The sequence below is a fragment of the Devosia yakushimensis genome, assembly GCF_030159855.1.
GTDB lineage: Bacteria > Pseudomonadota > Alphaproteobacteria > Rhizobiales > Devosiaceae > Devosia > Devosia yakushimensis.
This window is the reverse complement of sequence record NZ_BSNG01000001.1, coordinates 382,497-401,498: the sequence shown is the minus strand read 5'-3', so window position 1 is coordinate 401,498 and position 19,002 is coordinate 382,497. Positions and strand designations below refer to the sequence as shown.

Annotated in this window: 21 protein-coding genes; 7 read left to right on the top strand and 14 right to left on the bottom strand. The window is 61.6% G+C overall.

Translation table 11 applies throughout. The features are described from left to right. Positions 1 to 452 precede the first annotated feature (452 nt). The 3 genes from QQL79_RS01845 to QQL79_RS01835 form a co-directional block, all read right to left on the bottom strand. A complete protein-coding gene (locus QQL79_RS01845) occupies positions 453 to 1,244 on the bottom strand; it encodes a molybdopterin-dependent oxidoreductase (protein WP_284387359.1) in 792 nt (263 codons plus the stop codon). Further along, entirely contained in the window at positions 1,241 to 2,086 is an 846-nt protein-coding gene (locus tag QQL79_RS01840) for a cytochrome b/b6 domain-containing protein (RefSeq protein ID WP_284387357.1), read from the bottom strand. The genes QQL79_RS01845 and QQL79_RS01840 overlap by 4 nt, the downstream gene beginning before the upstream one ends. Positions 2,087 to 2,227: 141 nt before the next feature. Further along, on the bottom strand, positions 2,228 to 2,575 hold the full coding sequence (locus tag QQL79_RS01835; protein ID WP_284387356.1) for a hypothetical protein: 348 nt from the start codon (positions 2,573 to 2,575) through the stop codon (positions 2,228 to 2,230). A 189-nt stretch (positions 2,576 to 2,764) separates the two neighbouring features. Between QQL79_RS01835 and QQL79_RS01830 the strand changes: the two genes are divergently transcribed. Together QQL79_RS01830 and QQL79_RS01825 are read left to right on the top strand one after the other, a co-directional pair. Further along, entirely contained in the window at positions 2,765 to 3,289 is a 525-nt protein-coding gene (locus QQL79_RS01830; RefSeq protein ID WP_284392798.1) for a sigma-70 family RNA polymerase sigma factor, read from the top strand. Further along, positions 3,286 to 3,924 carry an NrsF family protein gene (locus QQL79_RS01825; RefSeq protein WP_284387354.1) on the top strand — a complete coding sequence of 213 codons (639 nt, stop codon included), beginning with the start codon at positions 3,286 to 3,288 and terminating at the stop codon, positions 3,922 to 3,924. Before QQL79_RS01830 ends, QQL79_RS01825 begins: the two co-directional genes overlap by 4 nt. Before the next feature lie 231 nt (positions 3,925 to 4,155). Here the strand turns inward: QQL79_RS01825 and QQL79_RS01820 are convergent, their stop codons facing one another. Beyond that, the gene (locus QQL79_RS01820; RefSeq protein WP_284387353.1) at positions 4,156 to 4,812 is read right to left on the bottom strand and encodes a ThuA domain-containing protein; all 657 of its coding nucleotides are present in this window, start codon (positions 4,810 to 4,812) and stop codon (positions 4,156 to 4,158) included. Between the two features lie 196 nt (positions 4,813 to 5,008). Next, positions 5,009 to 5,470, bottom strand: a complete 462-nt coding sequence (locus QQL79_RS01815; RefSeq protein WP_284387351.1) for a GtrA family protein — start codon at positions 5,468 to 5,470, stop codon at positions 5,009 to 5,011. Positions 5,471 to 5,964: 494 nt separating this feature from the next. Here QQL79_RS01815 and QQL79_RS01810 point away from each other — a divergent pair, with 494 nt between their 5' ends. Beyond that, positions 5,965 to 7,569, top strand: coding sequence for a bifunctional metallophosphatase/5'-nucleotidase (locus tag QQL79_RS01810; protein WP_284387349.1), 1,605 nt, complete (start codon positions 5,965 to 5,967; stop codon positions 7,567 to 7,569). 71 nt (positions 7,570 to 7,640) lie between these two features. Here the strand turns inward: QQL79_RS01810 and QQL79_RS01805 are convergent, their stop codons facing one another. Beyond that, the gene (locus QQL79_RS01805; RefSeq protein ID WP_284387348.1) at positions 7,641 to 7,892 is read right to left on the bottom strand and encodes a GlsB/YeaQ/YmgE family stress response membrane protein; all 252 of its coding nucleotides are present in this window, start codon (positions 7,890 to 7,892) and stop codon (positions 7,641 to 7,643) included. Positions 7,893 to 8,072: 180 nt separating this feature from the next. Here QQL79_RS01805 and QQL79_RS01800 point away from each other — a divergent pair, with 180 nt between their 5' ends. After that, the gene (locus QQL79_RS01800; protein WP_284392797.1) at positions 8,073 to 8,702 is read left to right on the top strand and encodes a VOC family protein; all 630 of its coding nucleotides are present in this window, start codon (positions 8,073 to 8,075) and stop codon (positions 8,700 to 8,702) included. Positions 8,703 to 8,744: 42 nt separating this feature from the next. Here QQL79_RS01800 and QQL79_RS01795 read toward each other — a convergent pair whose 3' ends face one another. The 6 genes from QQL79_RS01795 to QQL79_RS01770 form a co-directional block, all read right to left on the bottom strand. Continuing rightward, on the bottom strand, positions 8,745 to 9,788 hold the full coding sequence (locus QQL79_RS01795; protein WP_284387345.1) for a Gfo/Idh/MocA family protein: 1,044 nt from the start codon (positions 9,786 to 9,788) through the stop codon (positions 8,745 to 8,747). Between the two features lie 161 nt (positions 9,789 to 9,949). Then, positions 9,950 to 10,732, bottom strand: coding sequence for a ThuA domain-containing protein (locus tag QQL79_RS01790; RefSeq protein WP_284387344.1), 783 nt, complete (start codon positions 10,730 to 10,732; stop codon positions 9,950 to 9,952). A gap of 170 nt (positions 10,733 to 10,902) precedes the next feature. Continuing rightward, positions 10,903 to 11,910 (bottom strand): ABC transporter ATP-binding protein, encoded by a 1,008-nt coding sequence (locus QQL79_RS01785; RefSeq protein ID WP_284387343.1) that lies wholly within the window; start codon positions 11,908 to 11,910, stop codon positions 10,903 to 10,905. A gap of 14 nt (positions 11,911 to 11,924) precedes the next feature. Continuing rightward, positions 11,925 to 12,770, bottom strand: coding sequence for a carbohydrate ABC transporter permease (locus QQL79_RS01780; RefSeq protein WP_284387342.1), 846 nt, complete (start codon positions 12,768 to 12,770; stop codon positions 11,925 to 11,927). Next, positions 12,770 to 13,687 (bottom strand): carbohydrate ABC transporter permease, encoded by a 918-nt coding sequence (locus QQL79_RS01775; protein WP_370461237.1) that lies wholly within the window; start codon positions 13,685 to 13,687, stop codon positions 12,770 to 12,772. Before QQL79_RS01775 ends, QQL79_RS01780 begins: the two co-directional genes overlap by 1 nt. A gap of 151 nt (positions 13,688 to 13,838) precedes the next feature. After that, positions 13,839 to 15,107, bottom strand: a complete 1,269-nt coding sequence (locus QQL79_RS01770; RefSeq protein ID WP_284387339.1) for an ABC transporter substrate-binding protein — start codon at positions 15,105 to 15,107, stop codon at positions 13,839 to 13,841. Between the two features lie 488 nt (positions 15,108 to 15,595). Between QQL79_RS01770 and QQL79_RS01765 the strand changes: the two genes are divergently transcribed. The 3 genes from QQL79_RS01765 to QQL79_RS01755 all read left to right on the top strand — a co-directional run bounded on the left by QQL79_RS01765 (position 15,596) and on the right by QQL79_RS01755 (position 17,985). After that, positions 15,596 to 16,618 (top strand): LacI family DNA-binding transcriptional regulator, encoded by a 1,023-nt coding sequence (locus QQL79_RS01765; RefSeq protein WP_284387337.1) that lies wholly within the window; start codon positions 15,596 to 15,598, stop codon positions 16,616 to 16,618. Positions 16,619 to 16,818: 200 nt separating this feature from the next. Further along, the gene (locus QQL79_RS01760; protein WP_284387334.1) at positions 16,819 to 17,421 is read left to right on the top strand and encodes a uridine kinase family protein; all 603 of its coding nucleotides are present in this window, start codon (positions 16,819 to 16,821) and stop codon (positions 17,419 to 17,421) included. Between the two features lie 69 nt (positions 17,422 to 17,490). Beyond that, positions 17,491 to 17,985, top strand: a complete 495-nt coding sequence (locus tag QQL79_RS01755; RefSeq protein ID WP_284387332.1) for a GNAT family N-acetyltransferase — start codon at positions 17,491 to 17,493, stop codon at positions 17,983 to 17,985. Positions 17,986 to 18,026: 41 nt separating this feature from the next. Here QQL79_RS01755 and QQL79_RS01750 read toward each other — a convergent pair whose 3' ends face one another. Both QQL79_RS01750 and QQL79_RS01745 read right to left on the bottom strand, forming a co-directional pair. Then, a complete protein-coding gene (locus QQL79_RS01750; RefSeq protein ID WP_284387330.1) occupies positions 18,027 to 18,422 on the bottom strand; it encodes a hypothetical protein in 396 nt (131 codons plus the stop codon). 71 nt (positions 18,423 to 18,493) lie between these two features. Then, positions 18,494 to 18,994 (bottom strand): GNAT family N-acetyltransferase, encoded by a 501-nt coding sequence (locus QQL79_RS01745; RefSeq protein WP_284392796.1) that lies wholly within the window; start codon positions 18,992 to 18,994, stop codon positions 18,494 to 18,496. Positions 18,995 to 19,002 lie beyond the last annotated feature (8 nt).

Here is a 19,002-nt window from a genome sequence, read left to right as displayed (position 1 = left end):
AGAACAATGCAGCGCGCATATCGCCAGCCGCACCTGCGGTGGCGAGGGTCAACAAATGCAATCGGGCGATAAAGGGAGATATCGCGCGGGTGCTGGCTCGAACCCGGACATATCGGGAGCGTCTCGAAGACGCGACCAATGTAGTTTCCGGGCTGACTTCGCCGCTCACCGCTAGGATCGATAAGAAGAGAAGTCCGTCGCTAATAGGCTTGCCGGCAATTTCCGGCTGCGACGATGAGGCTTAAATGGGGGAACGGGGCTGAAATAGCAAGGCAATTCGTGTTTTGGAGATGCATGGCGGGGTTGCGCTTGCAGGATTGGGGCTCTCGTTACCCCCTCCTAGCCTCCCCCTGATAGGGGGCGGGACCGCCTTGTGGTTTGGACTCGATCGAGTTCCAAGAGTGGAGAGATCCCTCCCCCTATCAGGGGGAGGCTAGGAGGGGGTATCCCCTTCAAATCCCCCCATACCAGTCATACCCATTGTCCGGCCAATACCCGCCCTTGCCCTGCCCGAAGGGCGAGAGGTCATCCACCAGCTCGATCGTATGCACATATTTGGGCTGCTTGTAGCCCAGCGCCCGCTCGATCCGCACGCGGATCGGCGCGCCATTGGGCACGGGCAGCACCTGGTCGTTGAGCCCATAGGCCAGGATCGTCTGGGGGTGATAGGCGTCGATCAGGTCCGAGCTCTCATAATAGAGAATGTCCCCGGCCAGCGAGGTCTGGATATTGTCGTAGCAGTGATAGACGCAGAACCGCGCCTCTGGCTTCACCCGCGCCATATCCAGAATTGGCCCTAGAGCCGTGCCGGTCCATTTGGCGATGCAACTCCAGCCCTCGACGCAATCATGCCGCGTGATCTGGCTGCGCGCCGGCATATTGCGCAATTCGGCCAGCGAGAATTGCAGCTCCTGCTCCACCATGCCCTTGATGGTCAGCTTGTAATTGGCGAAATCGGCCGCCCGCAGCGCCGAATATTCGGCCGTGCTCGGATTGGTCGAGCCGTTCGGCCGCTGCCCCTGGCGGATTTCGCTGGCCGAATATTCCCGCGCCAGCGTCTGCTCGCCGATCAGCTTGCGCTGCACCTGATAGGTCAGCACATTGGCCTGTTCGAGCACCGCCCGCACCTGATTATCGCGCTGGCCGAGAAAGTCGAACTGATCGCAGCCGGACAGGATCAGTCCCGACCCAGCGACCGCCGACATGCCCAGAAACTTGCGGCGATTGAGCCTCAAACCGCTCATGGCTTGTCTCCCTGGCTGGCCGGCGTGCCGGGGCTGGCGCGATACCAGCCGGTGATCATCGAGCGCAACTCGTTGAACGGTCCCGCCGCCAGCACCATGATGATGTGGATGATGAAAAAGCCCACCAGAGCCAGCATGACGATGAAATGGATGGTCCGCGCCGTCTGCCGCCCACCAAAAATATCGAGCAGGAAGGGCGCGATGGCATTGATCCCTGGCGACATGGTGAGCCCGGTCAAAACGATCAGCGGGAAGAGGATGAAGAACACGGTGAAATAGCTGAGTTTCTGCAGCGGCCCATAGCGGCGGCCATGGTGAAACCGGAGCCGGGCATGCGCCGCAATATCGGCCGGCACTGCTTTGAGATCAGCCCCCAAAGGCACGATGTCCCGCCTGATATGCCCATTGATGAAACTGGCCAGAAACCAGACGAACATGGTCAGCACGAACACCCAGCCAAAGAAGAAATGCACCACCCGCCCTGTCGCCAGGTCCCGATAGGAGGGAATGGTGACGGCGCCCGGAAAGGCGGTGAATTGCGGCCGCTCGGCCGAACCGCTCATCCCCAGCACGCCGGTCGTATCGAACGTCCTGCCGAAAATGGTCGTCTGCCCGCGCGCCCCGGCATCGGTATTGACCGCGCCGATCTCAAGCACGGCATTGTCGAATTCAAAGCCCGATTGCTGCCCGATATAGAGGGCGGGATGGGCATTGAAGATCTGCAGCCCCGACAGCAGCAGGAAGAACAGGCAGATCGCCCAGACCCAATGGGTCACCCGCGTCCAGATCGACTGGCGGTAGATCAGCGGGCCCTTGCCCTTATGGCTGGTTTGTTCCGTCATAGTCACCCCTATGGGCACATCTGTCCCGCGCCTTCCGGAGCGTTTCCAGCAAAGCGGAAGCCACTTTGCAGCTCGGAAACGCGGCCAGACATGATCTAGCAACGGTAGCACGCGGGACAAATGGTCACGATCACCTAACTGTTATTGCTGGGGCGCCATGGCCCCTCCCATGGCATTGGGTGCCAGGGGGTTGGCTTCCATTGCCTCATCCATGCCCAGCGAACGGATGGCGCCGAGCACATCCATGCCCTGGTGCATGCCATTGCAGGCCACTGTCGCGGCCGTCATCGCCTCGGGAAAGGTAAGCGCCGCCGCCTGGGTGAGGCAGAGCTCGAAATCGGCATCGCTGAGCATTTCCGTGGGAGCCATGGCATCTGTCGCGGGCGACATGGCATCCGTCGCGGGCGCCATGGCGTCCTGCGCCAGGGCCGGCAGACCAGCGGAAAGGGACAGGATGGCGGCGGCGGCAAGTGTCTGAAAAGCCTTCATGGCGGAAAATCTCCGGTTCGACCGCACCCCTCTGGCGCCGTCCATGCCAGCCATTCGGCGCGGCGGCGCCGCCGGTTACCTGGTCACCGCCTCGTGATTACAGCTCAACTTTCCTCGCGCCGCCATGTAACCATAGGGCCGCAGACCACGAATGAGGTCCCGATGCAGGCCGACGAAACCGAGATGCGATTGCGCGGGCTGATGCTCGGCGCGCTCGATGGCGATGCGGCCGCTTATCGCCGGTTGCTCGCCGATCTCACGCGCTATCTGCGGCCCTATTTCGCCCGGCGACTGAGCCCGGCCCATGCTGCGCATGCGGAGGACCTCGTGCAGGAAACCCTGCTGGCCATACATACCAGGCGCATGACCTACGACCCGACCCGTCCGTTCACCGCCTGGCTGCATGCCGTCGCCCACCACAAATTCGTCGACCATGTCCGCCGCCATGCCATCCGGCCCACCGTGCCGCTCGACGATGACTCCCCCATCTTTGCCAGCGACGACAGCGCCAATGCGGCCAACCGGCTCGATGTCGAGGCCGTGCTGGGCGAAGTCTCCCCGCGCACGTCCGATCTCATTCGCCAGACCCGCCTTGAAGGCGCCAGCGTCACCGAGGCGGCCGCCCGCCACGGCATGACCGAAACGGCCGCCAAGGTCTCCATCCACCGCGGCCTCAAATCGCTGATGGCGCGCTTTGCCGGAGGCGAAAAATGACCGACGATCTCATCACCCGCCTCGCCGGCGAGCTGAAGCCGACCCCCAAACGCGCCGTCGAACGCCGCCTCCTGCTGGCCCTGCTGGTCGGCGTGCTGGTAACCGTCATCGGCGCCTATCTGGTGCTCGACCTCATGATGGGCCGCCCCTTTGGCGGCGCCGATAGCGCCGTGATGTTCTGGACCAAGTTCGGCTACACCTTTGCCTTCGGCCTGCTCGGCCTGGCCGCCGCGCCCGTGCTGGTGCGGCCCGAGGGCAGGATCGTCTGGCCGCTTGCCGCGGCGGGCATCCTGGCGCTTCTGGCGCTGAGCTGGGGCAGCATGATGTGGATGCGCGCCGACTGGGCGATGGAGATGGTGATGGGCAAGACGGCAATGGTCTGCCCCTGGCTCATCGTGCTGGCCGGCCTGCCGGTGCTCACGGCCCTGCTCGCCGCCATGCGCAGCCTGGCGCCACGCTCGCCCACCCTGGCCGGCTTTGCCGCCGGACTGATCGCCGGCGGCTTCGGCGCCTGGGCCTATAGTTTTTATTGCGGCGAGACGAGCATGATGTTCATGGCCGTCTGGTATTCGCTGGGCATCGCCCTGACCGCCCTACTCGGCGCGGCTTTGGGAAAACTGGTCCTGCGGTGGTAGCAGCAAGGCTGGAGGGCCCCGACCCCTCAGCGATCGCCTCCCTCCCCCTTGAGGGGAGGGAATGAGGGAGGGGGTCGGCGAGCTTTCGCACAAGGACCACACGACCCCCACCCCGGCCCTCCCCTCAAGGGGGAGGGAGGAAAAGAGCCGCAAGTCCCCAGCCTGCATCTCCCTCCCCCTTGAGGGAGCCGGATCGGGCTTCCCCTACCAGAAACCTGAATATCGGTTGGCTTAAGCCTGCATATCCTCACGCGCCGCCCAGTTGATACCGCGGCGCAGGATGGTCGCCATCTCGGGCACATCGAATTCCTTGACCGAATGGCCGAGCGTCGAATGAAACACCCGCCCCGCCCCATGCCGGCGCTTCCACACCACGGGCATCACCACCCCATCGATCCATGGCGCATACTCGCCGCTGAACGTGGTGGTTGCCAGCACCTCGTTGGAGGGGTCGACATGCATGTAATATTGCTCGGACGTATAGGGAAACGAGCTGATCCCCGCCATGATCGGATCGTCCGGCTTGGTCACGTCGACCGTAAAGTCGATGATATTGCCGGGATGGGCCACCCATTGCCCGCCCACCATGAACTGATAGTCGACCGCATCGCGAAAGGCGTCGCTCATGCCGCCATGGTGGCCCGCAAGGCCCACGCCGCCCTGCACCGCCTTGCTGAGATTGGCCACCTCTTCGGGGGCGATCTTGCTCATCGTATAGATCGGGACGATCAGCGACAGGTCGTGAATGGACGGATCGGCAAAGGCGCTGGTTTCGGTCGCGGTGCGTACGGCAAAGCCATCTTCATGCAGCCAGCGGCGATAGATGGCCGCGCATTCCTCGGGGTCATGGCCTTCCCAGCCACCATAAACAATCAAAGCACTGCGCATACCAATTCCCCGCAAATCAAAACGCGGCGGAGCTTATCGCAATGAGGAATGATTGGAACCCTTGAGGGTGGGCCTTGGGAGTACCCCCTCCTAACCTCCCCCTGATAGGGGAGGGACCGTCTAGTGATTGGGACTCGATCCAGGTCAAAGAGTGGAGAGATCCCTCCCCCTATCAGGGGGAGGCTAGGAGGGGGTACTACGATGCCAGCCCAACCACCTGCCCCCGCTGCGCAAAGGCCCAGCCCCGCAGCACCACAAAATTCACCGCCGCCGTGAGCCCCGCCACAATGGTGGAAGCCCCGACCGCCGCCAAATCGAACAGCCCATGCACGACAAAGGAAAACAGCGCCACCAGCAGCACGGAAAGCAATTGCACGCCCACATAGCGCGGCAAGGCCTGCCCATGCGGCGCGTTCGAACCGAACGAAAACCGGCGATGCAGCAGATAGACCGGCACGATCATCGCCGCATAGCTCAGCCCATTGGTGAGCCAGAGGGGCAGTCCCGTACCCAAACCCGCCACCAGGCTCGAAAGCGCGATAAAACCCATTGCGCCGCTGCCCCCGATGCAGAGGAACGCCGCCAGATCGAGCAGTACATGCCGCTCCGTTCCGGCGCGCCCCATATCGGGCAAGAGGCTCTGCAGCGCTGCGTTCAAAGCGGATCGTCCTGCCATTGTCAAAGACCAGCCCCACCTATAGGCGCGCCACAGGCTCCAACGCCTTGCCGGCCATCCCTTGGTAGCGCCAAATTGTGTGAGATGGTTGACGCCACATGAACCCCCATTTGGCGCATGGCACGCTTGAGCGATGGGCAGGGGGATCAAGATTGTACCGGGGGACCCACTCTTGATCCCTCCCCACAAAGGGGGAGAGAGACGGACGCGCCGTGCGTCCTCAGCCTGCGCCTCCCTCCCCCTTGTGGGGAGGGATTGAGGGTGGGGGTCCTGAACCCTCCACGGGCGCGAAGTCTTCGGAGATCGCAGCCCCACTCGAAATTTGACCAAAGGGTCCACTTTCGCCCGTCATGAAGACCTGTTTAACTGCTCTTTCGCCGCGGCCGGCATGGGAGAGCTGCTGGTTTTGGGAGATCGCCCGGGGACGGCGGTCGCGGGGTCTATTGCCGTCAAGCAAAATCAAAGGGATAACAGGGATGAAACGATTACTTCTGGGCGCTACGGCGCTGACCCTCTGCGCTGGTTTCTCCGGTGCCGCCTATGCGGATTTCACACTCAACATCCTGCATATCAACGATTTCCATTCCCGCTTCGACCCGATCACCGGCACCGATTCCAATTGCGACGCCGAAACCGACGCGGCCGGGGAGTGCTTTGGCGGCATAGCGCGCCTCAAGACCATTATCGATGACACCCGCGCCAAATATGCCGACGGCAATTCGCTGCTGCTTTCGGCCGGCGACAATTTCCAGGGCTCGCTCTACTACACCACCTACAAATCCAAGGTTGTGTCCGACTTCTTCAACCAGATGGGCTTTGACGTGGTCGCCACCGGCAATCACGAATTCGACGATGGCCCCGAGGAATTCCTCAAATTCATCGAAGCAGCCAAGTTCCCGATCATCGGCGGCAATTTCGATGTCAGCCGCGATGAAAACCTGCGCGGCAAGATCAAGGGCTCCTTCGTCATCGAAGTGGGCGGGGAAAAGATCGGCATTATCGGCGCCACCACCGAGGACACGCCCGACATCGCTTCGCCCGGTCCCGATATCGAATTCACCGATGTCATCCAATATGTCCGCGGCGCTTCCGAAGCGCTCGATGCCGCCGGCGTCAACAAGATCATCCTCTTGAGCCATATCGGCTACACCGTCGACCAGCAGGTCGCCGCAGCTCTGCCGCTGGTGGACGTGATCGTGGGCGGGCACAGCCATACCCTGCTCTCCAACACCGCCGAAGGCGCTGCCGGCCCCTACCCCACCATGGTCACCAATCCCGATGGCGTGGAAGTGCCGGTGGTGCAGGCCAACCAATATGGCAAATATCTGGGCGATATCGCCATCACCTGGGACGATAATGGCGTCGTCACCAAGGCCGAGGGCGAACCCTTCCTGATCGACGCCTCGGTCAAGGGCAATGAAGACTTCGCCGCTCAGCTCGCCGATCTGGCCGGCCCCATTGCCGACCTGACCGGCAAGGTCATCGGCTCCTCCACTGCTCCGCTCGAAGGCGCCCGCGAAGTCTGCCGCGCCATGGAATGCTCCATGGGCAATCTGCTCGCTGACGCCATCCTTGATCGCGTTGCCGACCAGGGCGCCACCATAGCCTTCCAGAATGGCGGCGGCATCCGCGCCTCCATCGACGCCGGCGAAATCACCGTGGGCGACGTGCTGACCGTGCTGCCCTTCTCCAATACCCTCGCCACCGTCCAGATTTCGGGCGGCGACGTGATCGAGGCGCTGGAAAATGGCGTCAGCGATGTGGAGAACGGCGCCGGTCGCTTCGCCCAGGTCGCGGGCCTCAAATATTCCTTCGACCTGCGTGAACCCGCCGGCAGCCGCGTCAGCGACGTTCTGGTCAAGGACGGCGAAAACTGGGTGCCGATCGACGAAGAAGCCACCTATACCATCGTCACCAACAATTACGTCCGCGGCGGCGGCGACGGCTACGAGCCCTTCGCCAATGGCGAAAACCCCTACGACTTCGGCCCTCCGCTGGAGGAAGTCGTCGCCGACTACATCGCCAAGCTGGGCGGTGAATACACCCCCTATACCGACGGCCGCATCACCGAGATCAAGTAAGATTTTGGCTTAGCTGCAAATACGAAGGGCGCCCTTGCGGCGCCCTTTTTGTTGGACTGGCCGAGGACCCCTCAAACCCGCCGCGCCAACTGCCCCCAGGCCAGCAGGATAATCACCGCGCCCACAATGGCTCCGATGAAATTGGCCCCGTCGCCGGGCTGATACCAGCCTACCTGCTGCCCCAGCCAGGTCGCCAGCACCGAGCCGACAATGCCCAGCACCGTCGTCAGAATAAACCCGCTCGGCTTGCGATCCCCCGGCGTGATCCACTTGGCGATCAGGCCGGCCAGAAACCCGATGATAATGGCCCAGACAATGCTCATGACGACGCTCCATGTTTGCTGCAAGCATACGTCGTAATACCCGGCTTTGGTTGCAAGAGGCAGGACCAGACTTGACCTGCTAATGTCGAGACCCTAGCCTGACCACGCTTCTGCAGGGCGCAACGGTATCAGGCCGAAGGGGCATTGCCCGCCTGCGATCCATCAACCGTAATTGCGCCGATGCCGAATCTCGAGCACCTGAAAAAGCAGGCCAAGCTTTACCTCAAGCAGCACCGTGACCAATATTATCCCGTCGCCGCCGCTATCAGGACGGTTTTGCCACGCTATGGCCATCTGGACGATAACCAGATCCTGAATGCCAGTTTCAAACTGGCTGATGCGCAGGAGCTGGTCGCCAGGAAATCGGGTTTCGAGAGCTGGCAGGCGCTCAAGAAAGGCCTGCAGACAATGAGCGACCACAGCGATAACCCGGTTTCCAAACCATTCCTGGTTTTGGCCGAACCGCAGCTATTCGTCTCCGACATCCACAAATCCTGCGATTTCTACGTGAACCGGCTCGGCTTCATGCTGGGTTTCCTCTATGGGGAGCCGCCCTTTTATGGCCAGGTTTGCCGAAACAGCGCGCGGCTCAACCTCCGCCACGTCGACCGGCTGCCTTTTGACAGGGACCAGCTCGCACAAGAAGACCTGTTGTCGGCAACTATCGTGGCCCAAGAGATAAAGGCCTTGTTCCTCGAGTATCAGGAAAAGGGCATCCTCTTTCACCAGTCGCTGCGGACCGAGCCCTGGGGCGCCCGCACCTTTATCGTGGCCGATCCCGATGGCAACCTGATCGCCTTTTCAGGCTGATCGGCCCCAGCAAAAAGGCCCGCATTTCTGCGGGCCTTTCCGTCAAACCTTGTGCTCGGTCCGGTCCCGGTCCGTCACCACCGCCAGATCCAGCACTTTCTGGATATTGGTGGCGTGGCGGAAGCTGGGTTCGAGGTTCTTGCCCGCCCGCACCGCCTCAACGAAGCGCATGTAATTGGTCGACACCGGGTCGACCTCGACCTCAGTCCAGGTGCCGGTTTCGGCATCCGCGCCCAGGCAGGTGAAAAGCTTGGACCAGTCATGCCGGTGCTGCACTTCGACCGACCCCAGCTCGCCATAGACGCGCAGGCGCAATTCGTTGAAATGGCCGGTAGCCCAGCGTGTGGCGTGGATCACGCCCAGGGCGCCGCTTTCCAGCTGGGCCGTCATGGCAAAGCTGTCATTGGCATCCAGGTCATATTCCCCGATGCGGTTATTCTCGGCCTTTTCGAACGTCTCCAGCCGGCAGAACACCTTGGAAAAATCGCTGCCCGCGCCATAGGCGGCAAAGTCCAGGATATGCACGCCGATATCGCCCAGCACGCCATTGGAGCCATGCTTTTTGCTGAGGCGCCACAGCCACTGGCTCTCGGTGCGCCAATCGCCCCAGGCCTTGGACACCAGCCAGCTTTGCAGATAGCTCGCCTCGAAATGCTTGACCTTGCCCACTGCGCCCGACTGCACGATCTCGCGCGCCTTCTGCAGCTGGCTGACATTGCGATAGGTGAGGTTGACCATATTGATCAATCCCATCCGCTCGGCCGTCTCGGTCATTTCCATGGCCTTGGCATGGTCGGTCGCCAGCGGCTTTTCGCAGAACACATGCTTGCCGGCCTTGAGCGCCGCCATGGTCGTGGGGTGGTGGATGGAGTCCGGGGTGACATTGGCCACCGCATCGAACTCGCCCCAGGCAATCGCCGCATCGAGCGAGCCGAAGCCCCGCTCGATATTATGGGTGGTATTGAACGCCTCGACCCGCGCCGGGTCCACGTCCACGCCACCCACCAGGGTCACGCCCTCGATGGCGGCAAAATGTTTGGCATGCTGATTGGCCATGCCGCCGGTACCCAGAATGAGCAACCGCATCTTCGTTATTCCTTATGCGGCGCCCTGGGACGATCCGCGATGTTTCAACTATCTCGGTGTCATCCCGGCGCAGGCCGGGATCCATCCTGAGATCTCGAGATGGGCCCCGGCCTGCGCCGGGGTGACATTGTGGTTGTGGCTAGAACGTGCCGAACAGCAGCTTACTTGAAGCCTTCTTCGCGGCCGTGATGCAATTTGGGGCCGCGCTCTTCGATCTTTTCCAGCGCCTCATCGACCGGCGTGTTGGGCGCGTCCAGCAGCTGCGGGAACTGATTGGCGTTATAGGCCCAGTTGACCGCATTGCGCAGCACCAGCCCGACCGTATCGTCATGATAGGTCGGATAGGTTTCGTGGCCGGGGCGGAAGTAGAAGATATTGCCCGCGCCACGGCGATAGGTCAGGCCGCTCCGGAACACTTCGCCACCCTGGAACCAGGAGACGAACACCGTTTCCAGCGGCTCGGGCACGCTGAAGGGCTCGCCATACATTTCTTCCATTTCGAGCTCGAAATAGGCCGGCAGGCCCTTGGCGATCGGGTGGCCCGGATTGGTGACCCAGAGCCGTTCGCGTTCGCCCGCTTCGCGCCAGTGCAGCGCGCAAGGCGAACCCATAAGGCGCTTGAAGATCTTCGAGAAATGGCCCGAATGCAGCACGATCAGGCCCATGCCTTCCCAGACCCGCTTGGCAATGCGCTCGACGATCTCGTCGGCCACGTCGCCATGCGCCGCATGACCCCACCACACCAGCACATCGGTATTGGCCAGCGCCTCGACCGTGCAGCCATGCTCGGGCTCCTGCAGCGTCGTGGTTTTAGCAACGATATTGCTGTCTTTGCTCAGCAGCGAGGCGATCTGGTTGTGCATGCCCGTGGGGTAATTGTCCGCCACGATCTTGTTCTTCTGCTCGTGAACGTTTTCGCCCCACACCAGGGTACGGATCGGCATTGGTAGTCTCCTAAAGTCCGGGTCGCTGATTGAACCCGATGGTTTGGCTTAGCTCTGTGTCATTCCCGCGAAAGCGGGAACCCCTGTTTCGCGAAACGGAGGTTCCCGCTTTCGCGGGAATGACACAGTGGATGAGAAAAGGTCGGGCCTTAGTCCGGCCTTTTTATGGTTCAGCCGATCGGCTTGCCCGCTCCATCGAAGCGGTGGATCTTGTCCTCCATCGGCGCGATATGGACCGTATCGCCGCTGTGATAGGTATTGGCGCCGTCGAGCCGCACCACGACCGGCTCTTCCGTGCCCATTTCGAGATAGACATAGCTGTCCGCGCCGAGATTTTCGGTGTGGATCACCTTGCCGCTCCAGGTGCCGTTATCGGGCACGATAGTGATGTGCTCGCCGCGAATACCCACCGTATGAGCCCCGAAGGACGAGGCCTTTTCCCCGGAGATGAAGTTCATCTTGGGGCTGCCGATAAACCCGGCCACGAAAACCGAATTGGGCTTGTCGTAGAGCTCCATCGGCGTGCCGACCTGCTCGATCAAGCCATCGCGCAACACGCAGATGCGATCGGCCAGCGTCATGGCCTCCACCTGGTCATGCGTCACATAGATCATGGTGACGTTGTTCATGCTCTCATGCAGCTTGGCGATTTCGATACGGGTCGCCACGCGCAGCGCCGCATCGAGATTGGACAGCGGCTCGTCGAACAGGAAAACCTTGGGGTCGCGCGTAATGGCGCGGCCAATGGCCACGCGCTGCCGCTGCCCGCCCGACAGCTGCTTGGGCAACCGGTCGAGATATTGCCGGATCTGCAGCATGTCGGCGGCTTTTTCCACCCGCTGGCGGATCTCTTCCTTGCCATGGCCCTTTTCCAGGGTCAGCCCGAAGGCCATGTTTTCATAGACCGTCATATGCGGATAAAGCGCATAGGACTGGAACACCATGGCAATGCCGCGCTTGGACGGGGCCAGCGCATTGACCAGCTTGCCGTCAAACAGCATTTCGCCCGAGGTAATGTCTTCCAGCCCCGAAATCAGGCGCAGCAGGGTAGATTTGCCGCAACCGGAGGGGCCCACGAACACCATGAATTCGCCGGACCGCACTTCGAGGTCCACGCCCTTGATGACTTCCACCGCGCCAAAGGCCTTGCGGATATTGCGAAGCTCGATGCTTGCCATTGTGGTAACTCCCCTTAGCCTTTCACGCCGCCGGCGGTGAGACCGCTGACGATCTTGCGCTGGAAGATCAACACCAAGATCACCAGCGGCACGGTAACGATGACCGAGGCAGCCATGATCAGGCCCCACGGCGTTTCATATTGCGACCCGCCCGATAGCAGCGCGATGGCCACCGGCACGGTACGGGTATTGTTGGACGAGGTGAAAGTCAGGGCGAACAGGAACTCGTTCCACGCCCCGATAAAGGCCAGCAGCCCCGTGGTCACCAGCGCCGGCCACATCAGCGGCAGGAAGACGCGGGTGATGATCACCCAGGGCGAAGCCCCATCCACGATTGCCGCTTCCTCGATCTCCACCGGCAGGTCACGCATGAAGGTGGTCAGCACCCATACGGTAAAGGGCAGCGTGAAGATGGTGTAGGAGAAGATCAGCGCCCAGGGCGTATTGTAGATGCCCAGCGCACGGATCACCTCGAACAGGCCCGCCAGCACCGCGATCTGCGGAAACATCGAAACGGCCAGGATCGTCATGAGCAACAGGCTCCGGCCCCGGAACCGCACGCGGCTGAGCGCGAAGCTCGCCGTCACCGCCAGGAACAGCGCCAGCAGCACCGTGACCGATGCCACAAAGATGGAGTTCAGCAGGTTGCGCGGGAAACTGCCGGTATTGAGCACCGACAGGTAATTGTTCCAGCTGAACGAAGTGGGCCAATAGGTGATGCGGAACAGGTCCGTGCCCGATTTGAAGCTGGTCAGGATGGCGTAATAGAACGGGAACACCGAGACCACGACGATGAATAGCACCAGCGCATAGAACAGCACTGTCTTGGTGAGGCCCCAGAGGTTGAGCGTGCCGACCATTAGCGGTCTCCCCCGTCGAAATTCACCTTGCCCAGCCAGATATAGAGAATGGTGAAGGCGGCGATGATCAGGAACAGCAGCGTCGATTGCGCCGAGCCATAGGCGAACTTGTCGAAATCGAACAGGTTCTCGCGCGCCAGCACCGACATGGTTTTGGTCGCCGCGCTATTGGGCGTCAGCACATAGATCAGGTCGAAAATGCGCAGCGCATCGAGCACGCGGAAGATGATGGCCACCATCAGCGCCGGACGCACCAGCGGCAGCGTGATCTTGAAGAATTGCTTGACCGGATGCACGCCATCGATTTCGGCGGCTTCGTAGATATCCTTGGGGATCATCTGCAGACCCGCCAGGATCAGCAGCGCCATGAACGGCGTGGTCTTCCAGATATCGACCACCAGCACCGCGGTCATCGCCGTTTCGGCGGTGGCGGTCCAGGCGACCTTCTGGCTGAGCAGGCCCAGCCGCATCCCGAGATCGTTGAGAATGCCGAACTGGTCGTTGAGCATCCAGCTCCACATGCGGGCCGACACAATGGTCGGGATGGCCCAGGGAATGAGAATGGCCGCGCGTACAATACCGCGCCCACGGAATTCGGCATTGAGCACCAGGGCGACGATCATCCCCAGCACGGTTTCCCACAGCACCGACCAGAAGGCGAAGCGCACCGTGTTCCACACCGCGTTCCACCACGCCGGATCGACCAGCAGGCCCCGATAAATGGTGCGGCCGCTATCGAGCGTGCGCCAGGTGAGGTAATTGCCGATGCCGATCCATTCAGCGCCATAGAGATTGGTCAGCGATGCATCGGTGAATGAAAAATAGATCGAGCGAAGCAGCGGCCAGCCGGCCACCACGGCCAGCGCGATCATCATGGGCAGCAGGAACCAGCGCGCAGCGCGCACCCTTTGCTGCATCAATTCGGATTTGATCTTGGGCCTGCCAACAGTGCCCGCGGTCGCGATGGTATCGGTCGCCATCCCCTACTCCTCCCGTTTTCCTTATGTCCTTATGCGGCACGGGCGGCGGGGCAAACCGCCGCCCGTGCCTTGGCGCTATCGGGAGGTCTTACCAGGCGTCGCCCTTGAGATCGGACAGGTCGGCTTCGAGAACTTCCAGGTTCTCGGCGGCCGAGCCATTGCCCGAGAGCGTATTGTGAACGGCGCTCCAGAACAGCGAGGACACTTCGTTATACTTGACCTTGGTGGGCGCGGACGGACGCGGCACCGCGTTCTGGAAGATTTCCTTCCAATTGGCCATGAACGGAGAAGCGGCCAGCACATCGGCGTCGTCATAGAGCGCTTCGATGGTGGGCAGGTTCGACTGGTTGATGGCGCGTTCCTTCTGCACTTCGGGCGAGCTCAGGAACAGAGCGAGCTTGATCGCCTCTTCCGGATCGGGCGAGTACTTGGAAACGGCGATATTCCAGCCGCCCAGCGTTGCCGCCGAGCCAGCGCCTTCGCCGTCACCGGCGGGAAGCGGAGCCACGTCGAACTTGCCCTTTACCGGGGAGTCATCGCCATTGCCCAGCGCATAGGCATAGGGCCAGTTGCGCATGAACACCGAATTGCCCAGCTGCCAGACGCCGCGGCTTTCTTCTTCCTGATAGGCCAGGTTGCCTTCCGGCGAGATGGTGCCGATCCAGGTTGCGGCGCGATCGATAGCGGCAGCAGCCTGCGGATTGTTGATCGAAATCGTGCCATCGGCCTCGACGATCTGCCCGCCGCCATTGGACTTGACCCATTCGAGCGCATCGCAGGTCAGCCCTTCATAGGCATTGCCCTGGAACACGAAGCCCCACATTTCGGCATTGCCGGCAGCGCGCTCGCCATCCATGACTTCCTTGGCGGTGGCGGCCATTTCTTCCCAGGTGGTGGGAACGGGCTTGTTGTACTTTTCGAGCAGATCCTTGCGGTAGAACAGGGCCGGCGCGTCGGTAAAGGCCGGCAGGGCAACGAGCTTCCCATCCACGGTCTGCGACTCGATGATCGAGGGGAAGTGCGCGCCCACCACATCCTTGGCCGCATCGGTCAGGTCGAGGAACTGATCGGCCAGCTGGGGCGCCCAGATCACGTCGGTCTGGTAGACGTCGATATCGGTATTGCCCGCGGCGAGCCACAGACGATACTGGCCGAACTGGTCCGAGGTCGAGGACGGCATCGGCACCACGGTCACCTTGTTGCCGGTTTCCGCTTCAAACTTGTCAAGCTGGCTGCGCAGGAATGCCAGACCATTGCCGGTATCACCCGACACGATCGACAATTCTGCGGCCTGGGCCGAGCCCACCACCAGCGTCACGCTCGTCAGCAAACCAGCGAGCAATGTGTTGATTTTCATTACTTTCCTCCCGAATGAAACCATCCATGAGGAGGCAGGCCAACCAGCCCCGCGCCTGGCGCGCCGGTCCAGCCTGAAATCCTCCCCCCAAAAGCGCCTCGGCAGCGGCTCAAACCGCAAAGCTTTCAAAGCGCTTTGAATGAAAAACAACCAGAGGGCCGAACATCTGTCAAGCAGCCGCAAGTCAGATTCTCACGGCTTTAGCGGGTGATGAAAAAAATACTAAGTAATATCAATATGTTACAGAAGTCAGACATTTTAAGGCCGCGTTTACACCTTCCGACACCTGATGTACGCACCTCATCCAAACCGGCGTAAAAATGCTCTCTTGCATCAAAATTTGAAATCGCTTTGAATGGATATGGAGGAGGATTGCGGGAACCGCTGTTCAAAGCGGCCTGCTCGCCCTAAAGCCTGTGCGGCTTAAGGCTTTGTGCCGGATTTATCCGCGCCGGGCTGCCGTATTATCGCTCCGGGCCAGAACGCCAATGAGACTGAAAGACCTCGCCGAACATCTCGGCCTGTCGCAAACCACTGTCAGCCGCGCGCTCAATGGCTATCCCGAAGTCAACGAGGCGACGCGCCGGCGCGTCGCCGAAACCGCCCAGCGCCTGGGCTATCGGCCCAATGCCAGCGCGCTGCGCCTGGCCACCGGGCGCTCGGGCGCCATCGGCATGGTGCTGCGCGGCTCCTATGAATTCGGTCCTCATACCAGCGAATTTCTCGGCGGCGTCGGCGAGCGGCTGGCCGATGAGGAGATCGACATTCTCCTCACCACCGTCGAGACCTACGAGGATGAAGTGGCCGCCTATAAGCGCGGCGCCGCCAGCCAGAAGGTCGATGCCTTCATCCTTCACTCCCCCACCCTGCGCGACGAGCGCGCCGAATTGCTGCTCGATCTCAAAGTGCCCTTCGTGCTGCATGGCCGCACCAATATCGGCAAGCCCGTGGCCTGGCTCGATATCGACAATACCGGCGCGGTCGAGCGCGCCACCAGCCATTTGCTCGATCTGGGCCATCGCCGCATTGCCTTGCTCAACGGCATCAAGGGTCGCACCTTTGCCGAGCACCGCGAAATCGGCTATCTCGCCGCCCTCTCGGCCCGCGGCGTGCCCTTCGATCCCGCCCTGATGGGCAATTCGGTCTTCACCGACGAAGTCGCCTTCCGCATGGCCCAGGCCATGCTCGAGCTGCGCCCCCATCCCACCGCCTTCCTCGCCGGCTCGATGATGACCGCTTTGGGCATTTTCCGCGCCATCCGGCAGGCGGGATTCGTCTTGGGCAAGGACATTTCCATGATCGCCCATGACGACGTCTTCCCCTATCTCAACGCCGACAACATGTACCCCACCATGTCCACCACCCGCTCCTCCATGCGCCAGGCCGGCATGCGCGTCGCCGAACTGATCCTGCACATCCTGGGCGGCAAACCGGTCGAAGACGTCCACGAACTCTGGCCGGTGGAACTGGTCCTGCGGGAGAGTTCGGGCCCGGCGCCAACTGCCCAATAGACGCTCCGCCACCCCCAACCACGACATCATTCCTGCGCAGGCGGGGACGAGCTTGTGGCACCCGCAGCTTCCCCACCCACCACGTCATTCCCGCGCAGGCGGGAATCCATTCTTCAGGCCACGGCGCGTTGATAAAGAGTGGATTCCCGCCTGCGCGGGAATGACGTAGTGCTACGCTGCTGCATGTCGGGGAAGCACAGATGAACGAGGAAACTTCCGGGTCGAGCCGCGGCCCCACCCCTCTCGACTTCACTCAAGCCATAACCCTCGCCGCCGCCACCAGCGCCCGCTTCATCGCCATTGACGGCCTGCCGGTCAGCGGCAAGACCACGCTGGCCGACAGGATCGCCCCGGCCATCGGCGCCGAAATCCTCTGGCTCGACGAATTCGTCCTGCCGGAACAGGACTGGCGCGGCAAAGCCCAGCCAGCCTTCCCCTTCGCCTATTTCCGCTACGACGATTTTCTGCACGCGGTAACGACCCTGGCCGAAACCGGCCAATGCACCTACCACCCCTATGATTGGACCACCGGCGAGGCCCGCCCCACCGCCCGGACCATCACCCGTAACCAGCCGGTCATCGTGGAAGGCGTCTCCTCCCTTCATCCGGACCTGATCCCGCTCTACGATCTGCGCCTATGGGTGGAAAGCGCCCCCTCAACCACCCTCACCGCCGCCCTCGCCCGCGGCGTCGGCGATTGGGAGCACGAATGGCGCAATCTGTTCATGCCCAGCGTCGAACTCTATCTGCAAACCAACCCACGCAGCCGGGCGGACTATCTGGTCAAGGGCCGGGGCGTCTGAGCGCTCCGCCCACCCACAATGTCATTCCCGCGAAAGCGGGAACCTCTGTTTACCTGCAAGGGCCTCCACATGACGGAAACAACAATCCGGCTAGCGACCGAAAGCGACGCCGCCGCAATCCTCAAGCTCCTCCAATCCGTCGCCCTTTGGCTCGAAACCGACGGACCAGGCAAGTTGTGGCCGGCATCGAGCTTCAAGCTGATCGACATTTCCGCCAAGGCGCAGCGATCTGAAATCCTCGTCCTCACCGTCGACGAAGATATTGCCGGCTGCCTCTATATGGAGGAGAGCGACGATGCCTTTTGGCCTGAAGCCCTGCCCGGCGAAGCGCTCTATCTCCACAAGATCGCCGTGGACCGCGCCTTTGCCGGACGGGGCTTTGCCCGGCAGCTCATCGATTGGGCCGCGCAACATGCAGCCCAAAAAGGCCTGAAATTTCTGCGGCTCGACTGCGCGCCACGTCCCCGGCTTGTGCAGGTTTATCGCGATGCGGAATTTGAGCGGGTGGGCGAGGATGCGCTGATGGGAGGGTTTCTGGTCGCGCGCTTGCAAAGGGCGGTCTGAAATATGCCAGGTCTCCCGGGCCGCAAACAGAGGTTCCCGGCTCACTTTGGCAGGCGCACCGGCAGGTAGCTCATGGGGATGAGGCTGCTCTCGACGGCGGGACCTTTGGGCTGACCAGGATCATAAAAGGCGCCGTTGTCGGCGTCATAAAGGATGAAATGGTCACCTTGGACGTGAACTATCGCCACCCCGCCAATGTCGTCCCATTTCTCCGCCGCGCGCAATTCGCCGGTGCTCCATTCCAGCTCGGCCAAGACCCCGCGCAATTCCTTCCATGTAGTGTAGTGATTGGTCCGAACACCCCAATCGATCATGCCGGCAAGTTGCTCATAAGGCCTGCCCGTCAGCATCTGCAACACGAATAGACCGCAGCCATCATCCCTTGGCCGTTGCGTGGCAAATTGAAAGCGAACGTTCTCGGATGCGGGAAGCGTCAATGTTCGGTTCCTGGGTCAATGTCCATAATGCATGCCATGCGAGCCAGCTATCAAGGCCCGCCCCACCGAGTTTAGTAATTGCCAGCCTCAAACGCAGAAGCGAACTTCAGCTCCCCCTGCGGAGCAGGGCCAAAAAAGCGCATCCATTGAACAAGATGAGTTGGCAGGTTTTCATAGGTTAGCTTGCCGTCGCTCTCGAAACCAAACCGGCTGTAAAGAGCGGGGTCCCCGATAAGAGCACATCCGGCAGCCCCTCGCTCCCTTAGCGTTGCAAGCCCGGAGGAAATCAAGGCCCGTCCGGTGCCGGAGCGCTGAATTGCGCGCTCAACGGCAATGGGCCCCAGACCAAACCAGCCATGCAGGCCGTCAATGGTCACGGGAGAAAACGCGACGTGTCCGACGATCCTGTCATCCAGCTGCGCAACGAGCGACAGGGACAATTGGCCCGACCTGCGCAATGCGCGGATGATCAGCGCTTCCGAGCCGTCGCTGAACGACATTGGCTCAAAGGCACTTACCGTCAGATCGTGGATAGCGTCTTCATCCCCGGCACGTTCGGGGCGGATCAACAAATCTGACC

What these genes read in the sequence shown, in the direction of transcription:
- QQL79_RS01810 (WP_284387349.1), top strand. Translation starts at nt 5,965, where the DNA reads ATGAAACGATTACTTCTGGGCGCTACGGCGCTGACCCTCTGCGCTGGT.
- QQL79_RS01795 (WP_284387345.1), bottom strand. Translation starts at nt 9,788, where the DNA reads ATGCGGTTGCTCATTCTGGGTACCGGCGGCATGGCCAATCAGCATGCC.
- QQL79_RS01755 (WP_284387332.1), top strand. Translation starts at nt 17,491, where the DNA reads ATGACGGAAACAACAATCCGGCTAGCGACCGAAAGCGACGCCGCCGCA.
- QQL79_RS01835 (WP_284387356.1), bottom strand. Translation starts at nt 2,575, where the DNA reads ATGAAGGCTTTTCAGACACTTGCCGCCGCCGCCATCCTGTCCCTTTCC.
- QQL79_RS01800 (WP_284392797.1), top strand. Translation starts at nt 8,073, where the DNA reads ATGCCGAATCTCGAGCACCTGAAAAAGCAGGCCAAGCTTTACCTCAAG.
- QQL79_RS01765 (WP_284387337.1), top strand. Translation starts at nt 15,596, where the DNA reads ATGAGACTGAAAGACCTCGCCGAACATCTCGGCCTGTCGCAAACCACT.
- QQL79_RS01845 (WP_284387359.1), bottom strand. Translation starts at nt 1,244, where the DNA reads ATGAGCGGTTTGAGGCTCAATCGCCGCAAGTTTCTGGGCATGTCGGCG.
- QQL79_RS01790 (WP_284387344.1), bottom strand. Translation starts at nt 10,732, where the DNA reads ATGCCGATCCGTACCCTGGTGTGGGGCGAAAACGTTCACGAGCAGAAG.
- QQL79_RS01780 (WP_284387342.1), bottom strand. Translation starts at nt 12,770, where the DNA reads ATGGTCGGCACGCTCAACCTCTGGGGCCTCACCAAGACAGTGCTGTTC.
- QQL79_RS01760 (WP_284387334.1), top strand. Translation starts at nt 16,819, where the DNA reads ATGAACGAGGAAACTTCCGGGTCGAGCCGCGGCCCCACCCCTCTCGAC.
- QQL79_RS01840 (WP_284387357.1), bottom strand. Translation starts at nt 2,086, where the DNA reads ATGACGGAACAAACCAGCCATAAGGGCAAGGGCCCGCTGATCTACCGC.
- QQL79_RS01820 (WP_284387353.1), bottom strand. Translation starts at nt 4,812, where the DNA reads ATGCGCAGTGCTTTGATTGTTTATGGTGGCTGGGAAGGCCATGACCCC.
- QQL79_RS01775 (WP_370461237.1), bottom strand. Translation starts at nt 13,687, where the DNA reads ATGCAGCAAAGGGTGCGCGCTGCGCGCTGGTTCCTGCTGCCCATGATG.
- QQL79_RS01770 (WP_284387339.1), bottom strand. Translation starts at nt 15,107, where the DNA reads ATGAAAATCAACACATTGCTCGCTGGTTTGCTGACGAGCGTGACGCTG.
- QQL79_RS01805 (WP_284387348.1), bottom strand. Translation starts at nt 7,892, where the DNA reads ATGAGCATTGTCTGGGCCATTATCATCGGGTTTCTGGCCGGCCTGATC.
- QQL79_RS01825 (WP_284387354.1), top strand. Translation starts at nt 3,286, where the DNA reads ATGACCGACGATCTCATCACCCGCCTCGCCGGCGAGCTGAAGCCGACC.
- QQL79_RS01785 (WP_284387343.1), bottom strand. Translation starts at nt 11,910, where the DNA reads ATGGCAAGCATCGAGCTTCGCAATATCCGCAAGGCCTTTGGCGCGGTG.